Raw genomic sequence first — 22,163 nt, forward strand, 5'->3', positions numbered from 1 at the left:
GACCAGAAATATATCTTGAACAATTCTGTATCAATGGAACCATCTATCCGTAAAACCAGCCTGATTTCATACTTAATAGCTTTGTGCGCATTTGTTTCCCTTACAATAACCTCTTTAAGATCAATTGTCCTTCTTCCCATAATCCGAGATCAGCATCTGAATTGATATGGCCATGAAAACCGATATTAATGAATTCACTACCCCATTGTGCTGCAAAATAGCCGGCTCTTTGCAAATCAACATAAGGATCGTCTTCACTTGTGACAACGATGGAAGGAAAGGGTAATTTTGTGATTGGTATTGGAGAAAAACTTCTGATAGAATCGGGTGTATGTGCGGGAGAATCAACATCTGCAGGAGCTACAAGCAGAGCCCCTTTTACAGAAGCGTTGGTATATTTACCTGCCCAATGTGCTACCAAAGAGACGGCAAGGCTATGCGCAACTAAAATAACAGGACTGTTCAGCTTTAAAATGGTTGTATTTAATTGTGCTAACCATTTTTCAAGTTCTGGCTTATCCCAATTTTCCTGTTCAAGCCGGGTTACGTTATCCAGGTTTTTTGCCCAGAAACTTTGCCAATGGTTTTCTCCAGAACCGCCAAGCCCTGGTATAATCAATATTTTTGTTGTCATTAATTAATGATTAATAATCCTCTGATTCCAGCAATAATTTCATGAATAGCCTTAGTGACTCAGGATCTTCCCCATTATTAACCGAGGTAGTGGTATTCCCAAAAATGTCATTAACTTTTTTGATGGATAATAACTGCTTTCCATTCTGATCAGTAATGATCTTCTTCTCGTTTCCAAAAATATCAGCTGAAGTTTTTATAATGGCAGTTTTTTGTCCGTTACTGTTACGGATTGTTATCTTTTCATTGCCAAGAACATCTTTGGATTTCTTGATAGAACCTATGCGCTCCCCGTTAGAACCAGTCACCTCTTTCGTTTCATCGCCAAAGATATCAGTAGATGTCTTTATAGTTGCAGCTCTGCGACCGCTTCCATCATAAATTGAGATCGTCTTATTTCCAAAGATGTCGGTTGACTTTTTAACGGAACCAATTTTTTCCCGATCAGCTCCGGTAATATGCTGTGTTTCATCCCCGAAAATATCTGTAGAAGTTTTGATAGCCATTTTTGGCCGTCCGTTTCCGTCATTAACTTCAGTAGTCTCCTGGCCAAAAATGTCAGTTGATTTTTTAACCGAGCTTATGACCTGACCATCAGCACCAGTCATACGGCTGGTTTGATTACCAAAAATATCAGTTGTTGTTTTTACAGTAGCTTTTGACATTCCTTTCTCGTCATAAATAGCCACAGTTTTGTCTCCAAAGATATCCGTTGATGTTTTTATGGATTGTAATTTCTCCCCATTGGGGCCAGTCATACTTTTAATCTTATTTCCGAAAAAATCAGTAGAATGAGTAACTGTAGCTAATTTCTTTCCATTCTGATCTGTATACGTTTCAATAGTATCTCCAAAAATATCTGCTTTTTTTGAAATGGTATAGGTCTGTGCATTCGCAATCACAGCACCCATTAAAAAAAACAGTAAAATCAGAAGTTTCATTTTCATAAACATAAGTTAACCGGAAAAATTCAGACTAAAATAACATTTTATACTAAATAAATATTAAAACTCAATTTATTGAACTAAATTGATCGAATGGATAAAATAGTCATATTTGAAACATTTTATAATCCTATAGAAGCAAATATTGTAAAATCAAGATTAATGGATGCAGACATTCAGTGTTTTTTATCCGATGAAAATACAATTATTATGAATCCTTTATATACACAGGCTCTGGGCGGTGTTAAACTTCATCTTTTTGAAAGAGATGTTGATTTAGCCAGAAGTATATTAGGAGAAACAATCCCTGTTTTAGAAACATCTGAAGAAGAAAAAGGAGAATACATTTGCCCCAAATGCGGATCCCGGAATGTTGGCTATGTTCAGGCTACTAAAAGACGATTTGGTATTTTGACGATGCTGGTATCTATAGCTTTTTTCGTTTATCCGTTCCATGTCAAGAAAGTCCATCACTGTTTTAACTGTCTCCACGAGTATTAATCTATAACAGCTATTTAATACTATGGCCATTTTTAAAAAGATAGATCATAACGAATTGTATTTGTACATGAACGGCAATCTTATTTATAAGCGCTGGTTAGACACCGGATATTCTAAAGTATTCGATGTAATGGCCTATGATAAACATACCCTGATAAGTATCCTCGATTTAGAACATGTTATTGATGAAACAGAACAAAATGCAGGTCCGCTATAAATAAATTGTATAGACCTGTTTAGTTCATCGAATAAGGCCAGCTGTAAATAGCTACATCACCAGGGTCAACCATCACTTTATTAATATTTGAATTTTGTCTCACTGAAGATCCATCTTTTTGAACTCTGCTTACGCCTGGTTTACACTTTATAGATACGGTCATCGGTGTGGTAAAATCGTGATTAACAATAACCAGATATGATTTTGCTTTGTTTTTCATCACTGAAACAACTGCTCCCAATCCATCAGTTTTAAGTAATGCGATTGGTTTAGGAAGTTTAATTAACCGGCGTGTACCCCTTGGGGCCACATCACCAGTATGGTTTACTGAAACTACCTTAGCGCCTAAAAACACACCAGATAAACCTTTAATTTCTTTATTTAATTGTTGTAAACTCTGATACACTTCGGTTTGCCTTCCATCGGTACCAATTGCAGCTGTACGAAACTGTGGGGTTGATGGTGTCCAGTAAGTAAAATACTGAATACCCTGGGCTCCATAGGCCAGGTTACTGTATACCTGTAACTTCAATGCACCCAATGTTGGTACCGGATAAGGTGGCTGACCGACAGAAAGCGCAAAAGCCCAGAACGGTCTGCCTGATCTTTGGCTTGCTTTAGCAATCGTTTCTAAATTCTGATAAAACGATGGCCTTACTGATTGCCTGGTACTTCCGGTAATTGGGTAATGATCAAAAGATATGATCTGCGTAGGTACTTCTTTTATAAAACTATCCAAATACTCATTATAGGTGCTCGCACCCAGATATTTTTCGACCTGATAATTTGGAAAAAGATTAACATAACATATATGTTTATTATCAATCGCTCTTATCCTTTTCACCAGTTTCCCCACTTGAAGAAAATCCTTGCGTGATGGTTCATCTGACAAAAAATAACCAGCAAGCGCCGGATGATTCATAAAGCGCCTTACAGTCTTTTCAGGATCACTGATTATCTCAGGACAGGAAACAAATAACTTAAGCCCGACTTGCTGTCCCACATCCAATGCCGCCTGCATAGCATCTGCACTTGAAAAATGATAGTAACTCATAGTTACACCAGAAGCACGCAGCTGCTGATAACGCGAAACATTAGTTAAATTTTCTGGTATGGCCAGAATTGCAATTACAGGGATTTGAGGCCCATTTTTTGAAGTATCAGCAACAACAGAATTAGCGCTGACAGCATATTTACCTAAAGTTTCTTGTGGATCTTTTTTGCTTCCCTTGCTAATTGTGGCAATTGAAACAATTAATAGAGCTAGCAGTAGTTTTTTCATAATTGATCAAAGGTAGTATAGTTGGTATATATTTCAGCGCAAAAACGCAATTGTAATGATAATGTAGCTCTTTTACGTTTTTTTGGCAGTTGTAGTGAAATTATTTATATTTTAGTTAACAATTCTGATATTCTAACCAAAGCTTATATATGGCCCGGAGACGCCTCTTCCTGATTTTTTGTATTCTAGCAATTTTTGTGTCCGTGGTTGTACAATGTACACAGGTAAAAAGTAAAAGTAACGACAGCAGAGGGCCCGCCTACGCAGGGAGTTCTGCTTGTGTAAGCTGTCATAAAGACCTTACAGCGTCTGCATTCCACAATTCCCATTTTAATGCTTCAAAGATGTTAACTAAAGATAACTCTGCCGACAGCTTACACATACCTGACGGAGAATTTGTTTTTAATGAACAGACTAAAGTTCAGGTCAAAAACCGTGCTGATGGCCTGTATCAGTCTGCAGTGATCAATGGGATTGATAGAAAAACTGAGCATACTGACATGGTTTTTGGTGCAGGAAATAGTGCATATACTTTCGCATACTGGTATGGTAAACAACTGATGCAAATGCCGTTAAACTATCTGACCAAAGATCATCAGTGGGTAAACAGCCCGGGGTTCCCTGACAACCAGATTTATTTTGGCAGGCCAATCATCTCGCGTTGTTTAGAATGCCATAGTTCCTTCGCAGACAAAAAGCTAATACAGGGCCCTAATTTTTCGATAACAGAAGAATACGTTAAAAACTCTGTTATTGCTGGTATAGATTGCGAACGCTGTCATGGCCCGGCGGCTCAGCATGTAACCTTCCATCAGGAAAACCCTACGGTGAAAAAGGCTAATTATATGGTGAGTTATAAAAAACTGGCTTTATTACGAAGAATAGATGTGTGCGGAGTATGCCATTCAGGAACTGGTATCAAAACCGTGAGTTCTACGTTTAGTTTTAAACCTGGAGATACGTTAAAAACACTACCCGAATATAGTGCTTATAGAGGAGAAGATCCGGATGTACATGGTAAACAAAAGCCGCTGCTTGAAGCTAGTGCATGTTATAAAATTGGTAAGGCAGAATGTATTACGTGCCACGATGTACATGAAAATAAGAAACCTGACCTGGTGGTTTATTCCGCTAAATGCATTAGCTGTCATCAGGATGTGAAACATGAAACATTGAAAGATAATAACAAAGCTATGCTGGCAAAGAACTGTATCGACTGCCATATGCCGGTCAAAGAATCTCACGCTATTGGTTTCCAGATGAGCAACAGCAAGGAGAAGATACCTTATAAACTGCGTACACACCGTATTGCGATTTATAATGATCTGGTTAAGGGTAAATAATATTTTAAGACACCGGATTGCCAGGTTTCATATGCGAAATAGTTATTTTTGGGAGTAAAAGTTGTTCTTAAGCAGGCTTATAAGGACAAGCTTTTCAAGATCAATCGTGCAAAAAAACGTAGTTGAAAGTGGTAGTGCTCATGTAAATTGCAATCTTTATAAATTGCAAATAAAGGTCAATTCAATGGAAAATAATGTTTCTCCAAATATTATAAAAAAGTGGCTTACTGCTTGGGCATTATCAAGAGAATTGCCATTACCGACTAATTTTAAATCTGGTTATAAGGTTGATGTTGGTTATCAGAAACAAAAAGCTCGTTATGTATTTGCTGAACTTAATGATGATTTTATCCAACTTTCACAAACTATTAACGAAACTTGGGTTTTCCTAAAAGTTTGTGCTTCTCCTGAAGAGCTTAAAAATAAAATATCTGGAAAATGGGTAATTCAACCACAGGGATACCTGATGTCTTGTGTTTCTCCTATGAATATACAGGTTAATCTACCCGATGGCTATGAAATAGAATTTGACAATTATAATTCAACAACACTTGTTAAAATTATGACTAAAAACGGGGAGTTAGCTTCCGCAGGTCGTATTGTTATTCTAGATGATTTAGCAGTTTATGATAGGATATCAACAGAAGAAAATCATAAGCGAAACGGTCTTGCTACTTTTTTGATAAAGGAGCTTGAACGAATTGCAATATCAAAAAATGTTTACAAAAATTTTTTGGTTGCAACAGAACAAGGAAAATTGCTATATCAATCTTTGGGCTGGAAAGTTTGTAGTCTTTATACATCAGTTGTTATTCCGTTATAGTTTTATTTCAAGAAATTGTCAGTGTTTAGTTTTGACCTAGTCCTATAACTATTTTACCGCTAAATGAGAAAAACTCCGCATTTCTGTGATCCCGCTGGATATTAAAAAAAATTAATTTCCATTTCATAGCAGCTTCATTGCCGCAGACTTTATTTGCGGTGAATATTTGTGAAAACTATCGCTATGAAAAAGTACCTGATTGTATTTATAGGCCTGTTGCTCGGCGCTCATGCTTACGCTCAAAATGAAAGCACGGTAAGCGGAACCGTGATTGACGAAAAAAAGCAACCTATGCCCGGTGCAGTCATTCAGCTCATCAACCTCAGTGATTCCACAAAATTGACAGCGACAGCCGATGCTAGCGGAATGTTTGCTGTTAAAGAATTACCGCCGGGCAATTATATTTTTAACCTTTCTTTTTTTGGGTACAATTCGTTATCCAGGAATATTGCATTATCAAAAGGAACTAACTTAATGCTTGGCATTTTACAGCTGCCGCCATCATCCGAAGCGCTCAAAGAGGTTGTTGTAACTGCGCGAAGAAATTTCATGACTGTAGAAAATGATAAAAAGGTTTTTTATCCGAACGCGCTTGGCGGTGTAGCCAGCGGGAGTGCAAGTGATGTAATGGCGCAAATTCCAATGGTAGACATTGATAAGGATGGGAATGTAACCCTGCGTGGAAAATCTCCGCAGGTTTTGATCGACGGGAAGCCATCGCCTTATTCGGATATCAGCACTGCACTGCAAATGATCTCTGCTACTGCCATTGATAAGATAGAGGTCATGACCAATCCTTCTGCCAAATACGATGCGGAAGGACAAGGCGGCATCCTGAATATCGTTTTAAAAAAAGACAAGGCACAGGGATTCAACGGCCTGATAAACATAGATATGGGCTCATACCCGGATAATCATGTCGGCACCGACTTGAACTACCGCACTAAAAAGCTGAATTTTTTCGGTAATATCAATTATCATAATAAGCAGGCTAAAGGCACCCAAACAAATGCACAACATTTTTCGCAGCGCGATAGCGCAACTTATGTGAGCCAGCTCAGCAACGTTAATACCAGAAATAAAGATATCGACAGCCGTTTTGGTATAGACTATTTTATAAACGAAAGATCGGGCATTACCCTTACGCAGGGCTTTGCAAAAAGGTTAACTGATAATAGTACAGATGTTTATCTTGACAGTGGTGCCAATGTCAGCATTTTAAGCCTTGTCGGGATGGGTAAGAATCAAACGAAAAGCAGCAACATGGCTTACAATACTGATTTAAACTATACGCATCATTTTGCAAAATCATCCAATGTACTCACTGCGGATGTTATTCACAATGTTAATGAGGTAAACAGTACGATGGAACTTAATAATCCGCAACTGTTTATAGCTAACCAGCCACAGCAAAATCAAGGGACATCCAGTGTGCAATCCTGGATAATCCAAACGGATTACACAGGCAGGGTCGGAAAAAAGGGCAAAGTGGAAACCGGTTACAAAGGTTTTATAACAACTAATAAAAATGATGTCAGCACTTTATTATTCAATAAGGCAGCCAACGCTTATACTTATAGCCAATCCTTGTCGAGCAGGTTTAAATACCTGGAAAACGTTCAGGCGCTTTATATTACGTATGCCGACAGTATCCTGGGCCTGAATTATAAAATTGGTTTGCGTTCTGAGCTGGCTAGTTTAAACGGGCATTCACTCTTGCAAAACATAACGTTTAACAAATCGTTCCTCAATCTTTTTCCCAGCCTTTATCTTTCGAGGGATTTGGCAGAAAACCAGAGCATTGGGTTGAGTTATGCATCGCGTATCAGCAAGCCTTCATTTTTACAGCTTTTGCCCTATATCAATATAACCAGCCCCATAAGCTGGCAGTCAGGGAATATAAATCTCTCCCCTGCTTATACACAAAATATTGAATTCAATTACAGTAAGCTTTTCACGCAGAGTAATAATTTCTTAAACCTGTCGCTTTATTATACACATACCAGTAACAGTATTCAAATGCTGACTGTAAATCAGCACGGCGGTTACACATTGACCACACCGCAAAATATTGCAACTGATCGCGCATTCGGAACCGACCTGATTTATAGGTTTAATATCAAAAAGGCTGTGAACTTCACCACTACTTTTGATCTGAGTTATAACAAATTCGACGGAACGGATTTATATACAAGCAATCTGAATGGTTTTTGGAATTACCGTATACACCTGGAAGGCAACATAAATCTTCCTGACAAATTTATCTTTTTAGCACATGGGGAACTCACCGGGCCTCAAATAACCCCACAAGGCAACATGAACCAAAATAAAGGTATAGATGTAGAGTTGAAACGACAGTTTTCAGGTAAAAGGATCACTGCATCTGCGATTGTTTCTGATTTATTCAATAACCGCCAGTCGATTAGCCATATCGTTACAGGGAGTTTTATAGAAGATGACACATACCGCGAAAATTCAAGGATGATTCATGTTCATTTGAGTTACGGTTTTTAAACGATTATATTTTTTATACCTTTAGCTATGGCCACAGAGACCTCTTTCACCAATGAAGTTATTGATCTCGATTCTCTTCCAAAACACGAAGATGTTCAGTTAAGCCGATCACATCCAGATTATTGGAAAATCATTTGTATTAATCTGTTGATCTTTTTTGGCCTGCTTGGAATAACTATTGGAATTCTTCTATTCTTTGATGAAATCAGACCAAATGCAAAATGGATGATTCCAGTGTATTTAGCTTTGTTAGCCAGCTTCTTTCTAGTCTTTCGCATTAGCTTTAAGAAACGGGGATATGCTATCCGCACGCATGACGTCATCTATAAAAGTGGGATTATCGCCGAATCGACAACTATTATTCCTTTAAACAGGATTCAGCATATTGAATTAAATGAAGGTCTTTTTTCCAGAATATACAAATTGGGATCACTACAACTGTTTACCGCAGGTGGCCAAACAGGGCATATCCATATTTCGGGCATTCCAATTGACGAGGCGAAGCGCATTAGAGATCTGTTATTGAAAAAACTAGACCTGCCTGAAAATCCAACAACTGAAATGAATCCTGATGAATAACGATTTCAGCAAACCGCAGCGTGAATCGGCCTTTGGTATCATTATAATGGGCGCTCATACTATGCTGATGATTGGCAAGGCGAGTTTTTTCTTATTCATTATTGCTTTTGTAAAGATGTCGGGCACTTCTTTTACCTATCTGATATCAGGTATTTCTGCAATAATCATATTCAGTTTTATATTCGCTTATTTATGGTATTTAAAATTCACATTCTTTTTAGATAAAGAAAAGCAGGAGTTTGTAGTGAATAAGGGGATCTTCAATCGTGATCAGGTAATTATTCAACTCGATAAAATACAGCAGGTTAACATTAACCAGAATATTCTGCAGAAAATTATTGGCGTTTATGGGTTAAAAATCGATACTGCTGGTGCTCATGGTGAAGAAGTAAGCATTAAAGCCATTGACGAAACTTCTGCTTATAACCTTAAAGAACATTTATTAAATAACAGAACTGCAACTAAAGCCGGATCGGAAATTGAAAGCGAAAATAACAAGGCAGAAGAAGTACCATTTTTAAGAATAAGCGAATGGACCTTGTTTAAAGTTGGATTAACCTCTAATTATGGACAAAGTTTAACTTTACTTGCCGCTTTTTTTTATACCGTTATTTATGAGGGCAGGCAACTTCTTGATACTTTTAAAATTGATAAACATGAAATTCAGAGTACGGTAACAGGCATGTTAACCATTGTTACGGCTTTTATCTTAATTGCATGCCTTTTAATTGTATTGTTGATTATTAACCTGGTCAGAACCTTCTATAAGTATTTCGAGCTCGAAATTAGCGCGCATAAGAATACACTTGTGCTCTCTTCAGGGTTGATTGCCAAGAAAAACACCCTGATTAGCCCTAATAAAGTCCAGATTACAAAATATAGTCAGAATTACTTCCAGAAAAAGATGAACATGCTGAATATGAGTTTAAGGCAGGCTCATTTTGGTCAAAGTAAAAAAGGACATGAAATGCAGGGAAACACTTTAGAAATTCCGGGGTGTAATGCTGGTGAACGGGATGAATTATTAAAAATGATATTGGGTAAGGCACCTATAAAGGGAAAAACCTTTGTTCCAGACTGGCGTTTTTTAAACCTGCCAATTTTCTTCAAACTGATTTTACCCGTTTCAATCTTTTTGCTCCTGGCTTTTAATATCCCAGAGGTGAAACCTTTTATTGGTATCGCAATCGCGTACTTCGTTATAGGTGTGCTAATGATTTATATCAGCTACCGCTGGCACCGGATTTCAGTAAGTCAGGATTTCATCATCAAAATCAGCGGAATTTGGGATATTTCGGATGAAATTGTAACACCAAATAAGATTCAGGCAATTACTACTTTTCAATACCCCTGGCACAAAGGAGTGGATGTTGGGCACCTCACTTTGCATACCGCTGCAGGGCAGATTCATTTTAAATATGGCAATTATACCGAAATTAAACAGTTAGTAAATTATTGGTTGTACCAGGTAGAGATTCAAGACTCCGTTATTTAAAGCTTGCCTTTTATAAATTAATTTAAATTAGATGCATTACTTTACATTTAAGAAAATATAATATGGAATATATTTTTGGCGCATTCTTCATTTTAATCAACTATATGATGCTTTATAAATATTCACGACAGCTGAATGATAAGCGAGTGAGAATTGCGCTGATCTGTATCTATTTATTTCTACTGGGGTGTGGACTGATCATCCATACATGGTTTTTGAACATTACGTTGCTTTCCTCATGGGGAACAAGTATTTTGTTCAGAGTTTATTGTTCAATTCAGATTTCGATTATAATTTGGTTTTTTAACCGGGCAATGCCGTATCTTACTACAAGAGTGATTAGTTTCCACCAACTTTATAATACTGATAATCTCAACCGACAGCCTGTTAAATTTTTAATTGACCAACAAAAGAATATTATAAGGGTGGCCACTATTCTGATTTTTATTTTCTCAATAATGATAATGTATGTAATTTGGTTTGTTGAATCATAAGCCTTTTTTAAAACTGATTTGAGGATTTTGAGGGTGAATTTGATAATGGGGGATTTTAGAAAGTTACTAGATTATTTTGAATCTGAGAGTAAGTTGCAGCTATCAAATTCAGGTGGCGCACGAGGGTTTATTTGGTAGAAGTTACCAAAAATTAATAAATGTTAAGATATGAAAAAGACCAAATTAACTATATCAGGAATAGGGCTGTGTATACTTATACTATCATGTAGTAGTATATTTTTCTACAATGATGCTTTTACCTTATTTAAAATTCAGGTTCCGATTATGATGATCAGCGGTTATTTTATGGCTACTTTCCTGGCATCATACATTTTGGATAGAAAGATTTTCTTGGCGAGGTCACAAAACCTCGATACAATTAATCCATACAAAACTATGATTCAGATCCTTCCCTATATGAATTGGTTTATTTTTGGCTTTTTTGGTGTCATGTGCTTCATATCCATATTAGTATTAGTGTTTCTAGCATAGCAGGAGAATATCCATGGATGGTTAATTCGTAAATTTAAAATTAAACAAAAGCAGGAAATTAAAGTTGAAGATGCCTATGCGGTTATTAAATCAGCTGGCTTTATTGATGCCTTCTCTTCGTGAATGTGATAAAGATAGTGAATGGAGTATTGCTCTGGAGTTTCGCCATGTGTTCTTGTATTGCGGGCAGGTTGTTGAGGCAAGAGAGATTTACTGTTCGTTGACAGTTAAATTCAATCCGAATAATGACCGTCTTTTGAAGTGAGGAGCCCATTTTTTATCCCGAAAGGGTATTAAAGGAACAGTCTATTGATGATCTTGACCAGAGTATTTGGACGCAAATAGGCAAAAGCTAGATTTGTAAACTTTAGCTAAAAGCTAAAATCCACATTCTTATAAACAGCAATCGGATGTTTCATTTACAGCTCACCCCCGTACTTCAGCTTCTTATTGGTGCAAATTTGTCAGAATAGTAAATTAACCTCCTTTACGACCACTAGCTCTGAGTACCGGAGGTAATATCTTTCCGAAATTTTCGTCACTGTTTTCATTTTCCACTTCTGGTAAAATACTTTCGACAGTTTCCTGTGGTTCAGGCGTTAGGCTGGTTTCTGATAAGTTTAAATTATTTTTTTTAGATTTATCGCTCATTTGTATTTTGAGTATTTGTAAATCGGTAGACAAGATGTTCACCAATAGATTAAAGATACTAATAATTGTAGTCTATTTTAAAGGAGCTCAGATTTTTTTAGGTGGTCAAGTTGAAAGGGGCCGCCAACCGAGTAAATGATAACTTTACCGTTGAGATTAAACTGATCTGGGTTGGCTCGGCTTGACTCAAAATGAAAATTCTAGTTTGAGTTCTGCACTGAATGCCTCGGCATCCGATAGGATTTCCCCACCATAATATCCAATGATGAGGCGCTGGCCTTGATATATCTTTTTACCTTTCACAAGTCAACATACTGATAATCATATATATATAAACAATATTTTGTTGTAATATTTAGTTGTGCAACAGCCACTCAATCGCTTATTTTGAGATATCCACCAAAACCCTTGCAAATCAAATGATTGCAAGGGTTTTGTTTTTGGTGGATACTATTCTCTGTGATCCCGCTGGGATTTACACTTACTGTAAAACCAGCGTTTAGCAATATTTTACAGTGGTTATGAAATTCGACTCCCGAATAAAGCACCTTTTTTAATACAAATTGCTATAATCTAAAAAGTAAAATAAACTTTCATGTCCTTACAGCAATTTAAACTTCCTTCCTTATTTAGAGTAGCTCACATCTAAAAACCTCCCAACTCCGCATGTCTGAACTAGTTAGTCGATATTATTACTGATTTTTTAGCACTTGTTATAGTGACAACCCAAAGAATTATAAATGGAATTAAAAGAATTAAAAATTCAGGGCGTAAAAATAAATAGCCTAATAAATAAATCAAAGGAAAATAGAAAAGCATTTTTTTAAAGTACTTCTTTTCCACGAAAAAAGGAAGGATAGCAATTCCAACGTGTGATATGATAACAATTATCCAAAACAACATGTCTCTGAATCGTATTTCATTAAGCTGTAGAAAATCTATAAACTCAAATTGGTATACAAAACCCCAGTTCCCATTGATTGAAATGCCCGAAAATAGGCTTAATAATAGCATTAATATTAAAAGAATTCTAATTTTTATATTTTTCATATCTAATTTAATTAATCACAAGGTCCTTTTCCAAATATACCTTTACCAGGATACAGATTAACTCCTATTTTATTCTTTAATGCTCTACCAAAATTTGCGGGAGTATTTTTGAATAATCCTGAAGTTGAATCTTCAAATTTTGCTCCTGCTGCATTCATCCAACTTATTGCAGCATCAGTACAATTGTATTCATTTGAAAGAGCATTTGTTAGAACATAATCTTTAGTAGCAAAATCACTTTCTACTTTTTTTAGTCCTGCCTGAAACTGTTCTTTGGTTACATTAATGGTAAAACTCACATCAGCGTCATGTCCACCATTATCCTCCATTGCACCTTTAGACGAAATTGGATTGCTAGAAGGATAGAATCCTAACGTCTGTCTCACATTTGTTCCATCAGTATTGTTCTTTTCAAAGGTCACAAATGTGTGTCCCACATCAAAAAAAACCCCGTCAGGTCTTGTGAAAATTATTCCTGTTGGTACCCCATATGAATTTGTAGAGACTCCCGGTTTAACTATTTTATACCAGTCAGTTGTTCCAGGAACTGGCTGATTAGCATAGATAGTCATGGTATAATTTTTTGCTTCTTTTCCGTCATTAAAGCAACCTGTATATTTTTTGATATCTTTAATCTTAGGTTTTCCATCATTAACAGGTACTGCCGTTGCTAAGTCGCTATTAGACATCTGGCTTGGACTACTTGTTCCACCACCGCCACTACCTCCGCCTCCACTATTTGGATTACCAACAGGGAAATTAGGTCCGACTATTATTGGATTAGTTCGATCCGCTGGTGGAAATACATAAGGTTGCTCTTTACGCTCAGTTGTAATGTTTACTTCTCTTAAAGGAATACCCGGTCCTCCAGTATCATCAGGGCCGCATTCATCACATGGCGCGGTTGGTGGGGCACTCGATAATCTTCCACTCGAGTTGTGTGTTTCCATAGGAATCAGTTCCTTAGTTACAATTCCATTTTCGAACTTTCTTCCTTTAATTGTACTCTTTGAGCCAAGGCTATAGACCACAACTTTCCCCGTGAAATCATTGTTATTAATATAATCTCTTTTTTCCGCCAAAGGTTTATTCGCCTCTTTTTTTTACTAAAATAAATAGTATCTACAAAGACTTTGTACACAGAGGCATCTATCTTTCCTTTCTGGTCTTTTTGAAATAATATATCGGTCAGAATCCAGGTACGATTATCCAGTAAATCACGGAATTTTACCTTGAGTACCTCATTATTCTTTTCAGAGATTACCTGCTTGGCATAATCCCAATTATTTTCCAGATTCAAGGCTGGCTTATTCTCGGCTATCCAAGAACGTGCCTCTTCTACCGTTACAGTTGATTCCTTTTCGGATAAGATTGTTGTCGTGTGTTCTTGATCTTTCTTGCAAGAGCTTAAGCTAAAAAATATTAACAAATAGAATAACAATAAATAATATTTCTTTTTCATAAATAAGGTTTTGACTTCCAATGACAAACCTAATCTATTACTCCAATTATAATTTTGACATTTATCAAAAAATTATTTTTGTTTTCTAATACGACTCAATGTTTCTTGTGAAATACCCAGATAAGAAGAGATATATCCTAATGATATCCTCTTAATCAATTCAGGGTGATTTGTTACTAACTGTTTATAATTCTCTTTAGCGCTCAGTGTACGTAGGTTATTAGTCTGTATTTCATTTTGAATATAATAATGCTCAGTAAGTTTACGACCAATAAAATTGAATTCTAAAAACTCTTCATATAACTTGTCAACTTTTTCTCTCAATAATTCGATGAGGATACAATCTTCCAAAGTTTCTAAATATTCAAAACTCGGTTTACCTGTGAAAAAGCTATACACTGAAATTAAGAGCTCATTTTCAAGCAAGAGCCAGGATGTTATTTCTCTTCTTCTTTATTTATATAATAAACTCTTGCTGATCCTTTTACAATAAAATAAATAGAGCTACTACGATTTCCTGGTTTTAAGAGCTTTGTTTTCTTTTTAAAATTTTTCACCTCACAATTCATAATAAATGAATTCATTAACTCCTCACTTACAGGGTAAATTGAATTAAACAGATGAAATAAATTTATATAACTCTCATTTGAAGTATTTTTATCCATAATTTGGCTGTTCATTTTTAGTTTATAACTTCTGAGCTCTGTTTAATATGTAAATTTTCTGAAGATGAGAACTGAAATAGCATGCAGGCAAACGCATCACTCTCCTTAGTGGCCTAAATGGGCTTTCATTTTCCCATTCAGGTTTCTAAATCATTTTTAATTCTTGAATTTGAATTGTTGTGTTAATTTTTAATCCAAATTAGTTGAATAAAACAGGCACTTAACTTAAACGGTATTGAGGCACTTCCAGCTTTTCACTATGTTAAGATGTGGTACTCGATAAATATAACGTAATTTTTTGTAGTGGCCATTAGAATATGAAGAACTGTAATGGCATAACTTACTTATATTCAATTCGTCTTTGATCTAATAAACAAATTGGCTATTTTAAATTTACAGCCTGTAATTATCTATAAATAATATGCAGAATCTAAGGATCAATTCATAAACTTGTGGAGCAGGCTCTTTTTAAGCATAAATTTTGACACGCTAAACAGAAAGTTTTTGATATCACGGATGCTCTTATGCCTCTGGAAGTTTCTGTGAAAGCTTTCAATTTGCATTGGAATGACTCAGGGGAAACAAGGCCGGGCTGTTAATAAATAAATCAAAATAGCTAAATAATAAATCTATATCGGCCGGGTACTGCCTGAGTACTGGTCGAGTACTCGTTAGGGTAAGACCAAGGTAAGAGCAAGTTGAGTCCATGGCAAGTCCAAGTCAAAACAACTAGTTGAAACAACATGGACTCGACATGCTTACAGCCCGTTTACAACCTGGTATCACCCCGACCACCACTCAGGCACAACCAAACCATAACTAGTTGAAGATTAATGAAATTATAATCTCCCCTTTGACTAACCCATGGACAACTGCAGACAATTGCAGACAGTTGCGGACAATTACGGACATTTTTTACGCATCAGGATAATCTTTAACGCGAATAGCTTACATTGGTGGAAAGGCATTTATTTATTATGGGAAATTTAACAGGTAAATTTTCAAAGGGAATCCTGGGCGATTTCATTTTTAAAGCAGCAGTTTGGAGTACAGGTTGTTTCAAAAGTTCTGTACTGGGCATAATGAAAGAATCATGGAAACCGAAAAAGGCATCAGAGAACTTTTGTAAAAGTAGCCAGCCTGGAAAAATCAGAATCTTTCCTCCCCCTAAGAATCCACTGAAGCGTTGGCCGATCTCTTATCAAAGTAATCAGGGCGTTTAATAACGATAAATTGAACTATAAAATCAGGAAGTAATTAGCTCATTAAAGAATCATAACCATCTGCTTTGAACTAAGAAAATATCAAACCCAAAACTTGAAATTTAATCCCTGATCCACAAGTTTATGACTTGATCCGATTTAATGCTTATTTTGATATATCCCCTAAACAAAAAAAACCTGCAATCGTTTGATTTGCAGGTTTTTATTTACTTTTGATACTATTCTCTGTGATCCCGCTGGGATTCGAACCCAGGACCACTACATTAAAAGTGTAATGCTCTACCAGCTGAGCTACGGAATCAATTCCTTTTTTGAAGGACTGCAAAGGTAGAAATTTAATATTAATATGCAAATCCTTCTGAAAATAAAATGCCTTCAATTAGTCAACAAGCTGTTTTTCAATAGAATTAATTTAACATATCCGCTTTAAACCAAAACAGGGCAAGGATAATATTACCCCCTACCCTGTTTAATTATAGCATAAACCCTATTTTGCAGGTTTACTGGTCATATAAAATGTCAATTTTCCTCCATTAGTAATATCAGAATGCTTAATCGTATGTGTAGTAATCGCCTTACCATTTAATAAGACCTTTTGTACATATACATTTTTATCACTTTGATTAATCGCATCCACAGTAAACGTTTTTCCATTCTCCAGTTTCAATACCGCAGATTTCACAGCTGGGCTGCCTAGAGAATATTCATCAGAACCAGGGGCTACAGGATAGAAACCTAGTGAAGAGAACATATACCAGGCACTCATCTGTCCGCAATCATCATTTCCGCCTAAACCATCAGGTGCATTTTTATATTGCATTTTCAGGATCATTCTTATCCTGGATTGAGTTTTCCAGGGCTGATCTGTCCAGTTATATAAATAAGCTACGTGATGTGCCGGCTCATTACCATGTACATAACCTCCAACAATTCCCTCTCTTGTAATATCCTCCGTATCGGCAAAAAATTCATCAGGCAAATGCATGGTAAACAATGTATCCAGCCTGTTTGCAAACTTCTGCTTCCCTCCCATACGCTCCATCAGTAATTTCGGATTCTGCGGAACAAAGAAACTATAGTTCCATGAATTACCCTCAATAAAACCCTGACCATGTGTACTCATCACATCAAATTTCTTCTGGAAAGTACCATCAGCCATTTTAGCACGCATAAATCCAGTTGAAGAATCAAAATTATTCTCCCAGTTTCCGGAACGTTTCATGTATTCCTGGTAAATATCCTGTTTATTCAATTTTTTAGCCAGCTGGGCAATACACCAATCATCATAAGCATATTCCAATGTATTGGAAATGGAAACACCACTTTTCTCAGCAGGAATAAATCCTTTATCAATATAATCCCCTATTCCTTCATAATCTCTGCGGTTAGAAGTTACGATACAAGCGGCAAGCGCTGCTTCAGGATCACCATTATAGACACCCTTGATAATCGCGTCAGTAACTACAGAAACGCTGTGATACCCGCTCATACACCAGTTGTCATTTGCATAATGTGACCAGACCGGCAACATCTTCAATGAATTCTGATCATAATGCGCCATCATAGACTTCACCATATCATTGTTACGCGAGGGCTGAATCAGGTTAAAAAATGGGTGTAAAGCTCTGTAAGTATCCCATAATGAAAAAGTGGTATAATTCGTAAAACCTTTCGCTTCATGAATCCCCTGATCCAATCCTTTATACTGACCATTTACATCTGTATAAACTGTTGGATTGATAAAAGCATGATACATCGCAGTATAAAAGTTCACTTTATCATCTTCTGATGTATTGACAGTAATCTTATTCAATTCTTTATTCCATTCCGCTTTCGCCTGTTTTTTAACCTGCTCAAAATTCCATCCTGGTATTTCAGCACGCATATTTTCTAAAGCATTTTCCTGGCTTACCGGCGAAATTGCAAACTTGATTTTCACTTTTTCCTGCTCCTCAGTTTTAAAGTCAAAATACATCCTTATCTGTTTACCAGCAATTTCAGGGAAGTTTTTTGTCTGGTCAAACTTACCCCAGAATCCTTTGTATGCCTGCTTGCGATCATAATTTTTCTGTCCATATTTCACAAATGGTTTAGAGAATGACATCGCAAAATAAACTGTTCTTGTTCTTGCCCAGCCATTAGTCTGACGATAACCGGTTACTAAAGAATCATTGACCACACGTACATAAGTCCAGACATTTTTATCATCATAGTTATAAATACCAGCCATCAGATCCAGGATAATATGCGACTGATCAGATTTAGGGAAAGTATACTGATGCATACCTGCTCTTTTTGTAGCCGTTAGTTCTGCAAGAATGTTGTCATCGTCTAATTTAACTTTATAATATCCTGCTTCTGCAACTTCATTCTGATGTGAAAAAGCAGAACGGAAGCCACCTTTGGGATCAGAAGCCACACCTGGATTTAACTGCAATTTGCCTTGTGTAGGCATAATCAGGAAATCTCCAAGATCCGAATGACCAGATCCGCTGAAATGCGTATGACTAAATCCAACGATTGTTTTATCCTCATAACGATAACCTGCACAATATTTATATACATCACCATTATATTTTCCGTTCAGTTCATACGATAAAGTATCTGTTTCCGGACTTAACTGAACCGCACCGAATGGCACTACTGCCCCTGGATAAGTATGCCCCATTTTCTGCGTTCCTATAATTGGCTTCACATATTTAGCCAGATCTTGCTGCGCATTACCGACAAAGGGAATAAATAAAATACTGTAAAATAGAAATTTCTTCATCAATTAGTCTGTTTTGGTTTGGTTTTTATTAAACGCCTAATATATCATATAAGATTGTAAAACGCTGTATCATATATGCTATAACGTTTAATCATACTTTTCATTTACCTTTTTACAAGGATCTGACTCCTTAAAAAATGAATCTTTAACTAAAATCCGTTATTTTTGTCTCATATTAAAATACAATGAGTAAAAGGGGTAGAATTCTGGTAGCCATGAGTGGCGGTGTAGATAGTTCAGTAGCAGCAGTAATGTTACACGAACAAGGGTATGAAGTTATTGGTTTAACGATGAAGACCTGGGACTATGCAACATCCGGAAGCAGTAGTAAAGAAACCGGTTGCTGTAGTCTGGACAGTATCAATGATGCCCGTACCTTAGCCGTAAATTATGGCTTTCCACATTATATATTAGACATCAGAGAAGAATTTGGTGACTATGTGATTGATAATTTTGTTGACGAATATCTTGCAGGCCGCACACCAAATCCGTGCGTGTTATGTAATACCCATATCAAATGGGAAGCATTGTTGAAACGTGCCAATAAACTGGACTGTGAATTTATAGCAACCGGTCATTATGCTAACGTCAGACAACATGAAAACGGCAGACATGTAATTTCCAAAGGACTGGACGAAAATAAAGATCAGTCTTATGTTTTGTGGGGCGTTTCGCAGGAAAACCTGGCGCGTACACAATTTCCTTTAGGCTCTTTTGCCAAAGCTGACATCAGACAAATGGCACTGGATATGGGACAGGAAGAACTGGCAAAAAAGAGTGAGAGTTATGAAATCTGTTTCGTACCTGAAAATGATTACCGTTCGTTCTTGAAACATAAAGTAGAAGATCTGGAAGACCGTGTTGCAGGTGGAAATTTCATTACCAGTGATGGAATGATCGTTGGACAGCATAAAGGATATCCTTTCTATACCATCGGACAGCGTAAAGGACTGGGCATTGCTTTTGGTGAGCCTATGTTTGTGACGCAAATTCTTCCGGAAAGTAATACGGTTATGCTGGGCAGAGCCGAAGAATTAGAAAGAAGTGAAGCTATGGTACGTAACATTAACCTGATTAAATATGACAATATTTATGAGCCAATGGATAATGTGATTACCAAAATACGTTATAAAGATGCAGGTATGTTAAGTACAATCGTTCAGGAAAAAGACAGAATGCGTGTGGTATTTGATCACAATGTATCTGCAATTGCGCCTGGACAATCTGCTGTTTTCTATGAAGGAAACGACCTTTTAGGAGGCGGTTTCCTTGTCTGACTGATTTAGCTATCCAGCTGATCTGAAATCATATAGGGAGAAGAAGTTAATAATTTCTTCCCTCTGTATGCTTCAAAATAATAATCAATACGTCCTAAGTTTATCCCCGCAAAACCAACCTGATTGATCGTTGTAATCTTTCCGGCTCTGTTCTTCACATCCTGAGGTTTATCCATAAAGGTATGTGTATGTCCTCCGATGATTAAATCAATATGATCATTATTCTCCGCTAAAGTCTGATCTGATACTTTCTTTTCCGGATATTTATAACCCAGGTGAGACAGACAAATAATTAAATCACATTTATGGTCGTTTTTAAGCAGTGAAGCAGTTTCGTTAGCTTTTAAAACGGGATCCTGATAAATTGTATTCCCATAGTTCTTCGCTCCTACCAACCCTTTCAATTCAATACCAATTCCAAAAACACCAATCTTCAAACCACCTTTATTAAAAATCTTAAAAGGCTGGGTAGATTTGTGCATAATCGTATCAGAAAAGTCATAGTTACTCACCAGGATCGGAAAATTAGCATGAGGCAGTTGCTTATAGAAACCTTCTACCCCATTGTCAAAGTCATGATTCCCCATCGTTGCAGCATCATACCCCATCTCACTCATGAGTTTAATTTCAAGTTCTCCGCCATATAAATTAAAGTAAGGAGTACCCTGGAAAATATCACCTGCATCGAGTAAAAGCACATGCTGCTGTTCTGCTCTTATCTTTTTAATCAAAGCTGATCTTCTCGCTACGCCACCTAAACCCTGGTTCTGGCCGCCATCCATAGCAAAAGGCTCGATCTGGCTATGCACATCGTTTGTGTGTAAAATAGTCAGCTGCCTGAGTTCTCCATTTGCCAGCGCATCTAAAGAATGTATGCTCAGCGCGGTTGCAGCTGCCGCAATACCACCAGTTTTTATAAATTTTCTACGGTTAATCATTTGTCATCCTCCCATCTAATTTTGAACTGATCTTTACTCCTTTATTTTTAGTCTCCTTAACATACTGAATTAACGCATCGCGGATCTTAAGCCGCAGTACTTTGCTGGAAAGTGGATTTTTGAAGCTGCTGATGCCATCAGCACCACCTGCTATATAATCAGAAGTCAATACGCTGTAATTTTTTGAAGGATCAAAAGGTTGACCGCCAATCAGCACGTCAACGGCCTTATTTGCTTTAATTTTCATTGTTAAACCAGCAACAGGTTGTCCGCCGGTGCGTGCGATATAATCCAGTAAAGTCTGAACAGCTGAACCTTTCAGCTCAAAGACAATCAATTCATTTTCAAATGGCATCAGCTGAAAAATATTAGACAAGGTGATCGCTCCTGAAGGTAAATCGTTACGCAATCCTCCATTTCCGCAAGGCATGGAAAAATCTATTTGCGGAATGGTTTTACGCGCTTCAAATAAAGATGCATCAGCTAAGAAATTCCCTAAACAAGATTCCCCATTTACCAGTTTTTTAGTAATCTCTTTCTCGGAATAACCCAAAACCTCATTCATTTGTGAATCGAGTTTCAGTTTATAAGGCTGATAAGTCCGGATAATTGAGCTATCGGCTGGTACATGTTGTGTAATTTTATATTCCGAGCGATTTGATTTAACAACCTGGTAAGTGCTGCTGCAAGCACCTGATAAGAAAGAACCAAGAAGAAAAATGAGTGTGCTGAGCTTTGTTGAATTCCGCATAGTTGAAACTGAGTTGCAAATATAAATCAATCCCTCAGTTTCCAGGTTAAAAAAAAGAG

At 36.8% G+C, this 22,163-nt stretch carries 21 protein-coding genes and 1 tRNA gene; 10 read left to right on the forward strand and 12 right to left on the reverse strand.

Annotation, left to right across the window (positions count from 1 at the left end; translation table 11 throughout):
• Positions 1-100: 100 nt before the first annotated feature.
• Both AB3G38_RS05440 and AB3G38_RS05445 read right to left on the reverse strand, forming a co-directional pair.
• Positions 101-634 carry an RBBP9/YdeN family alpha/beta hydrolase gene (locus AB3G38_RS05440; protein ID WP_367867484.1) on the reverse strand — a complete coding sequence of 178 codons (534 nt, stop codon included), beginning with the start codon at positions 632-634 and terminating at the stop codon, positions 101-103.
• A gap of 10 nt (positions 635-644) precedes the next feature.
• Positions 645-1,580 (reverse strand): hypothetical protein, encoded by a 936-nt coding sequence (locus AB3G38_RS05445; protein ID WP_367867485.1) that lies wholly within the window; start codon positions 1,578-1,580, stop codon positions 645-647.
• Positions 1,581-1,670: 90 nt separating this feature from the next.
• On the opposite strand from AB3G38_RS05445, the gene AB3G38_RS05450 reads away from it, so the two are divergent.
• Positions 1,671-2,078, forward strand: a complete 408-nt coding sequence (locus AB3G38_RS05450) for a DUF2007 domain-containing protein (RefSeq protein ID WP_367867486.1) — start codon at positions 1,671-1,673, stop codon at positions 2,076-2,078.
• Between the two features lie 22 nt (positions 2,079-2,100).
• On the forward strand, positions 2,101-2,295 hold the full coding sequence (locus AB3G38_RS05455; RefSeq protein WP_367867487.1) for a hypothetical protein: 195 nt from the start codon (positions 2,101-2,103) through the stop codon (positions 2,293-2,295).
• Positions 2,296-2,314: 19 nt separating this feature from the next.
• Here AB3G38_RS05455 and AB3G38_RS05460 read toward each other — a convergent pair whose 3' ends face one another.
• Positions 2,315-3,577: a beta-galactosidase gene (locus tag AB3G38_RS05460; protein WP_367867488.1), complete on the reverse strand. Its 1,263-nt coding sequence runs from the start codon at positions 3,575-3,577 to the stop codon at positions 2,315-2,317.
• Between the two features lie 344 nt (positions 3,578-3,921).
• Here AB3G38_RS05460 and AB3G38_RS05465 point away from each other — a divergent pair, with 344 nt between their 5' ends.
• The 6 genes from AB3G38_RS05465 to AB3G38_RS05490 all read left to right on the forward strand — a co-directional run bounded on the left by AB3G38_RS05465 (position 3,922) and on the right by AB3G38_RS05490 (position 11,582).
• On the forward strand, positions 3,922-4,920 hold the full coding sequence (locus tag AB3G38_RS05465; protein ID WP_367867489.1) for a hypothetical protein: 999 nt from the start codon (positions 3,922-3,924) through the stop codon (positions 4,918-4,920).
• Positions 4,921-5,104: 184 nt separating this feature from the next.
• Entirely contained in the window at positions 5,105-5,743 is a 639-nt protein-coding gene (locus tag AB3G38_RS05470; RefSeq protein WP_367867490.1) for a GNAT family N-acetyltransferase, read from the forward strand.
• Positions 5,744-5,926: 183 nt separating this feature from the next.
• Positions 5,927-8,257 carry an outer membrane beta-barrel protein gene (locus AB3G38_RS05475; RefSeq protein ID WP_367867491.1) on the forward strand — a complete coding sequence of 777 codons (2,331 nt, stop codon included), beginning with the start codon at positions 5,927-5,929 and terminating at the stop codon, positions 8,255-8,257.
• Between the two features lie 27 nt (positions 8,258-8,284).
• Positions 8,285-8,836 carry a PH domain-containing protein gene (locus tag AB3G38_RS05480; protein ID WP_367867492.1) on the forward strand — a complete coding sequence of 184 codons (552 nt, stop codon included), beginning with the start codon at positions 8,285-8,287 and terminating at the stop codon, positions 8,834-8,836.
• The gene (locus AB3G38_RS05485) at positions 8,829-10,331 is read left to right on the forward strand and encodes a PH domain-containing protein (protein WP_367867493.1); all 1,503 of its coding nucleotides are present in this window, start codon (positions 8,829-8,831) and stop codon (positions 10,329-10,331) included. The genes AB3G38_RS05480 and AB3G38_RS05485 overlap by 8 nt, the downstream gene beginning before the upstream one ends.
• 1,062 nt (positions 10,332-11,393) lie before the next feature.
• On the forward strand, positions 11,394-11,582 hold the full coding sequence (locus AB3G38_RS05490) for a hypothetical protein (protein ID WP_367867494.1): 189 nt from the start codon (positions 11,394-11,396) through the stop codon (positions 11,580-11,582).
• A 212-nt stretch (positions 11,583-11,794) separates the two neighbouring features.
• On the opposite strand, the gene AB3G38_RS05495 is transcribed toward AB3G38_RS05490, so the two are convergent.
• The 5 genes from AB3G38_RS05495 to AB3G38_RS05515 form a co-directional block, all read right to left on the reverse strand.
• A complete protein-coding gene (locus AB3G38_RS05495; protein WP_367867495.1) occupies positions 11,795-11,968 on the reverse strand; it encodes a hypothetical protein in 174 nt (57 codons plus the stop codon).
• A 1,061-nt stretch (positions 11,969-13,029) separates the two neighbouring features.
• A complete protein-coding gene (locus AB3G38_RS05500) occupies positions 13,030-14,100 on the reverse strand; it encodes a hypothetical protein (protein WP_367867496.1) in 1,071 nt (356 codons plus the stop codon).
• Positions 13,986-14,480, reverse strand: coding sequence for a hypothetical protein (locus AB3G38_RS05505; protein WP_367867497.1), 495 nt, complete (start codon positions 14,478-14,480; stop codon positions 13,986-13,988). The genes AB3G38_RS05500 and AB3G38_RS05505 overlap by 115 nt, the downstream gene beginning before the upstream one ends.
• A 72-nt stretch (positions 14,481-14,552) precedes the next feature.
• Positions 14,553-14,906 (reverse strand): Crp/Fnr family transcriptional regulator, encoded by a 354-nt coding sequence (locus AB3G38_RS05510; protein ID WP_367867498.1) that lies wholly within the window; start codon positions 14,904-14,906, stop codon positions 14,553-14,555.
• Between the two features lie 11 nt (positions 14,907-14,917).
• Positions 14,918-15,145 (reverse strand): hypothetical protein, encoded by a 228-nt coding sequence (locus AB3G38_RS05515; RefSeq protein WP_367867499.1) that lies wholly within the window; start codon positions 15,143-15,145, stop codon positions 14,918-14,920.
• A 977-nt stretch (positions 15,146-16,122) separates the two neighbouring features.
• Between AB3G38_RS05515 and AB3G38_RS05520 the strand changes: the two genes are divergently transcribed.
• Complete coding sequence (locus AB3G38_RS05520) at positions 16,123-16,368, forward strand: hypothetical protein (protein WP_367867500.1); 246 nt, start codon at positions 16,123-16,125, stop codon at positions 16,366-16,368.
• Positions 16,369-16,596: 228 nt separating this feature from the next.
• Here AB3G38_RS05520 and AB3G38_RS05525 read toward each other — a convergent pair.
• Positions 16,597-16,669: transfer RNA gene (locus tag AB3G38_RS05525), tRNA-Lys, on the reverse strand.
• 186 nt (positions 16,670-16,855) lie between these two features.
• Positions 16,856-19,138, reverse strand: a complete 2,283-nt coding sequence (locus AB3G38_RS05530) for a GH92 family glycosyl hydrolase (protein ID WP_367867501.1) — start codon at positions 19,136-19,138, stop codon at positions 16,856-16,858.
• 185 nt (positions 19,139-19,323) lie between these two features.
• Here AB3G38_RS05530 and mnmA point away from each other — a divergent pair, with 185 nt between their 5' ends.
• Positions 19,324-20,415: a tRNA 2-thiouridine(34) synthase MnmA gene (gene mnmA, locus AB3G38_RS05535; RefSeq protein WP_111635673.1), complete on the forward strand. Its 1,092-nt coding sequence runs from the start codon at positions 19,324-19,326 to the stop codon at positions 20,413-20,415.
• Positions 20,416-20,420: 5 nt separating this feature from the next.
• On the opposite strand, the gene AB3G38_RS05540 is transcribed toward mnmA, so the two are convergent.
• Together AB3G38_RS05540 and AB3G38_RS05545 are read right to left on the reverse strand one after the other, a co-directional pair.
• On the reverse strand, positions 20,421-21,353 hold the full coding sequence (locus tag AB3G38_RS05540) for a bifunctional UDP-sugar hydrolase/5'-nucleotidase (protein ID WP_367867502.1): 933 nt from the start codon (positions 21,351-21,353) through the stop codon (positions 20,421-20,423).
• Positions 21,346-22,104 carry a 5'-nucleotidase C-terminal domain-containing protein gene (locus AB3G38_RS05545; RefSeq protein ID WP_367867503.1) on the reverse strand — a complete coding sequence of 253 codons (759 nt, stop codon included), beginning with the start codon at positions 22,102-22,104 and terminating at the stop codon, positions 21,346-21,348. The genes AB3G38_RS05540 and AB3G38_RS05545 overlap by 8 nt, the downstream gene beginning before the upstream one ends.
• Between the last annotated feature and the right edge of the window lie 59 nt (positions 22,105-22,163).

The sequence above is a fragment of the Pedobacter sp. WC2423 genome (assembly GCF_040822065.1).
GTDB lineage: Bacteria > Bacteroidota > Bacteroidia > Sphingobacteriales > Sphingobacteriaceae > Pedobacter.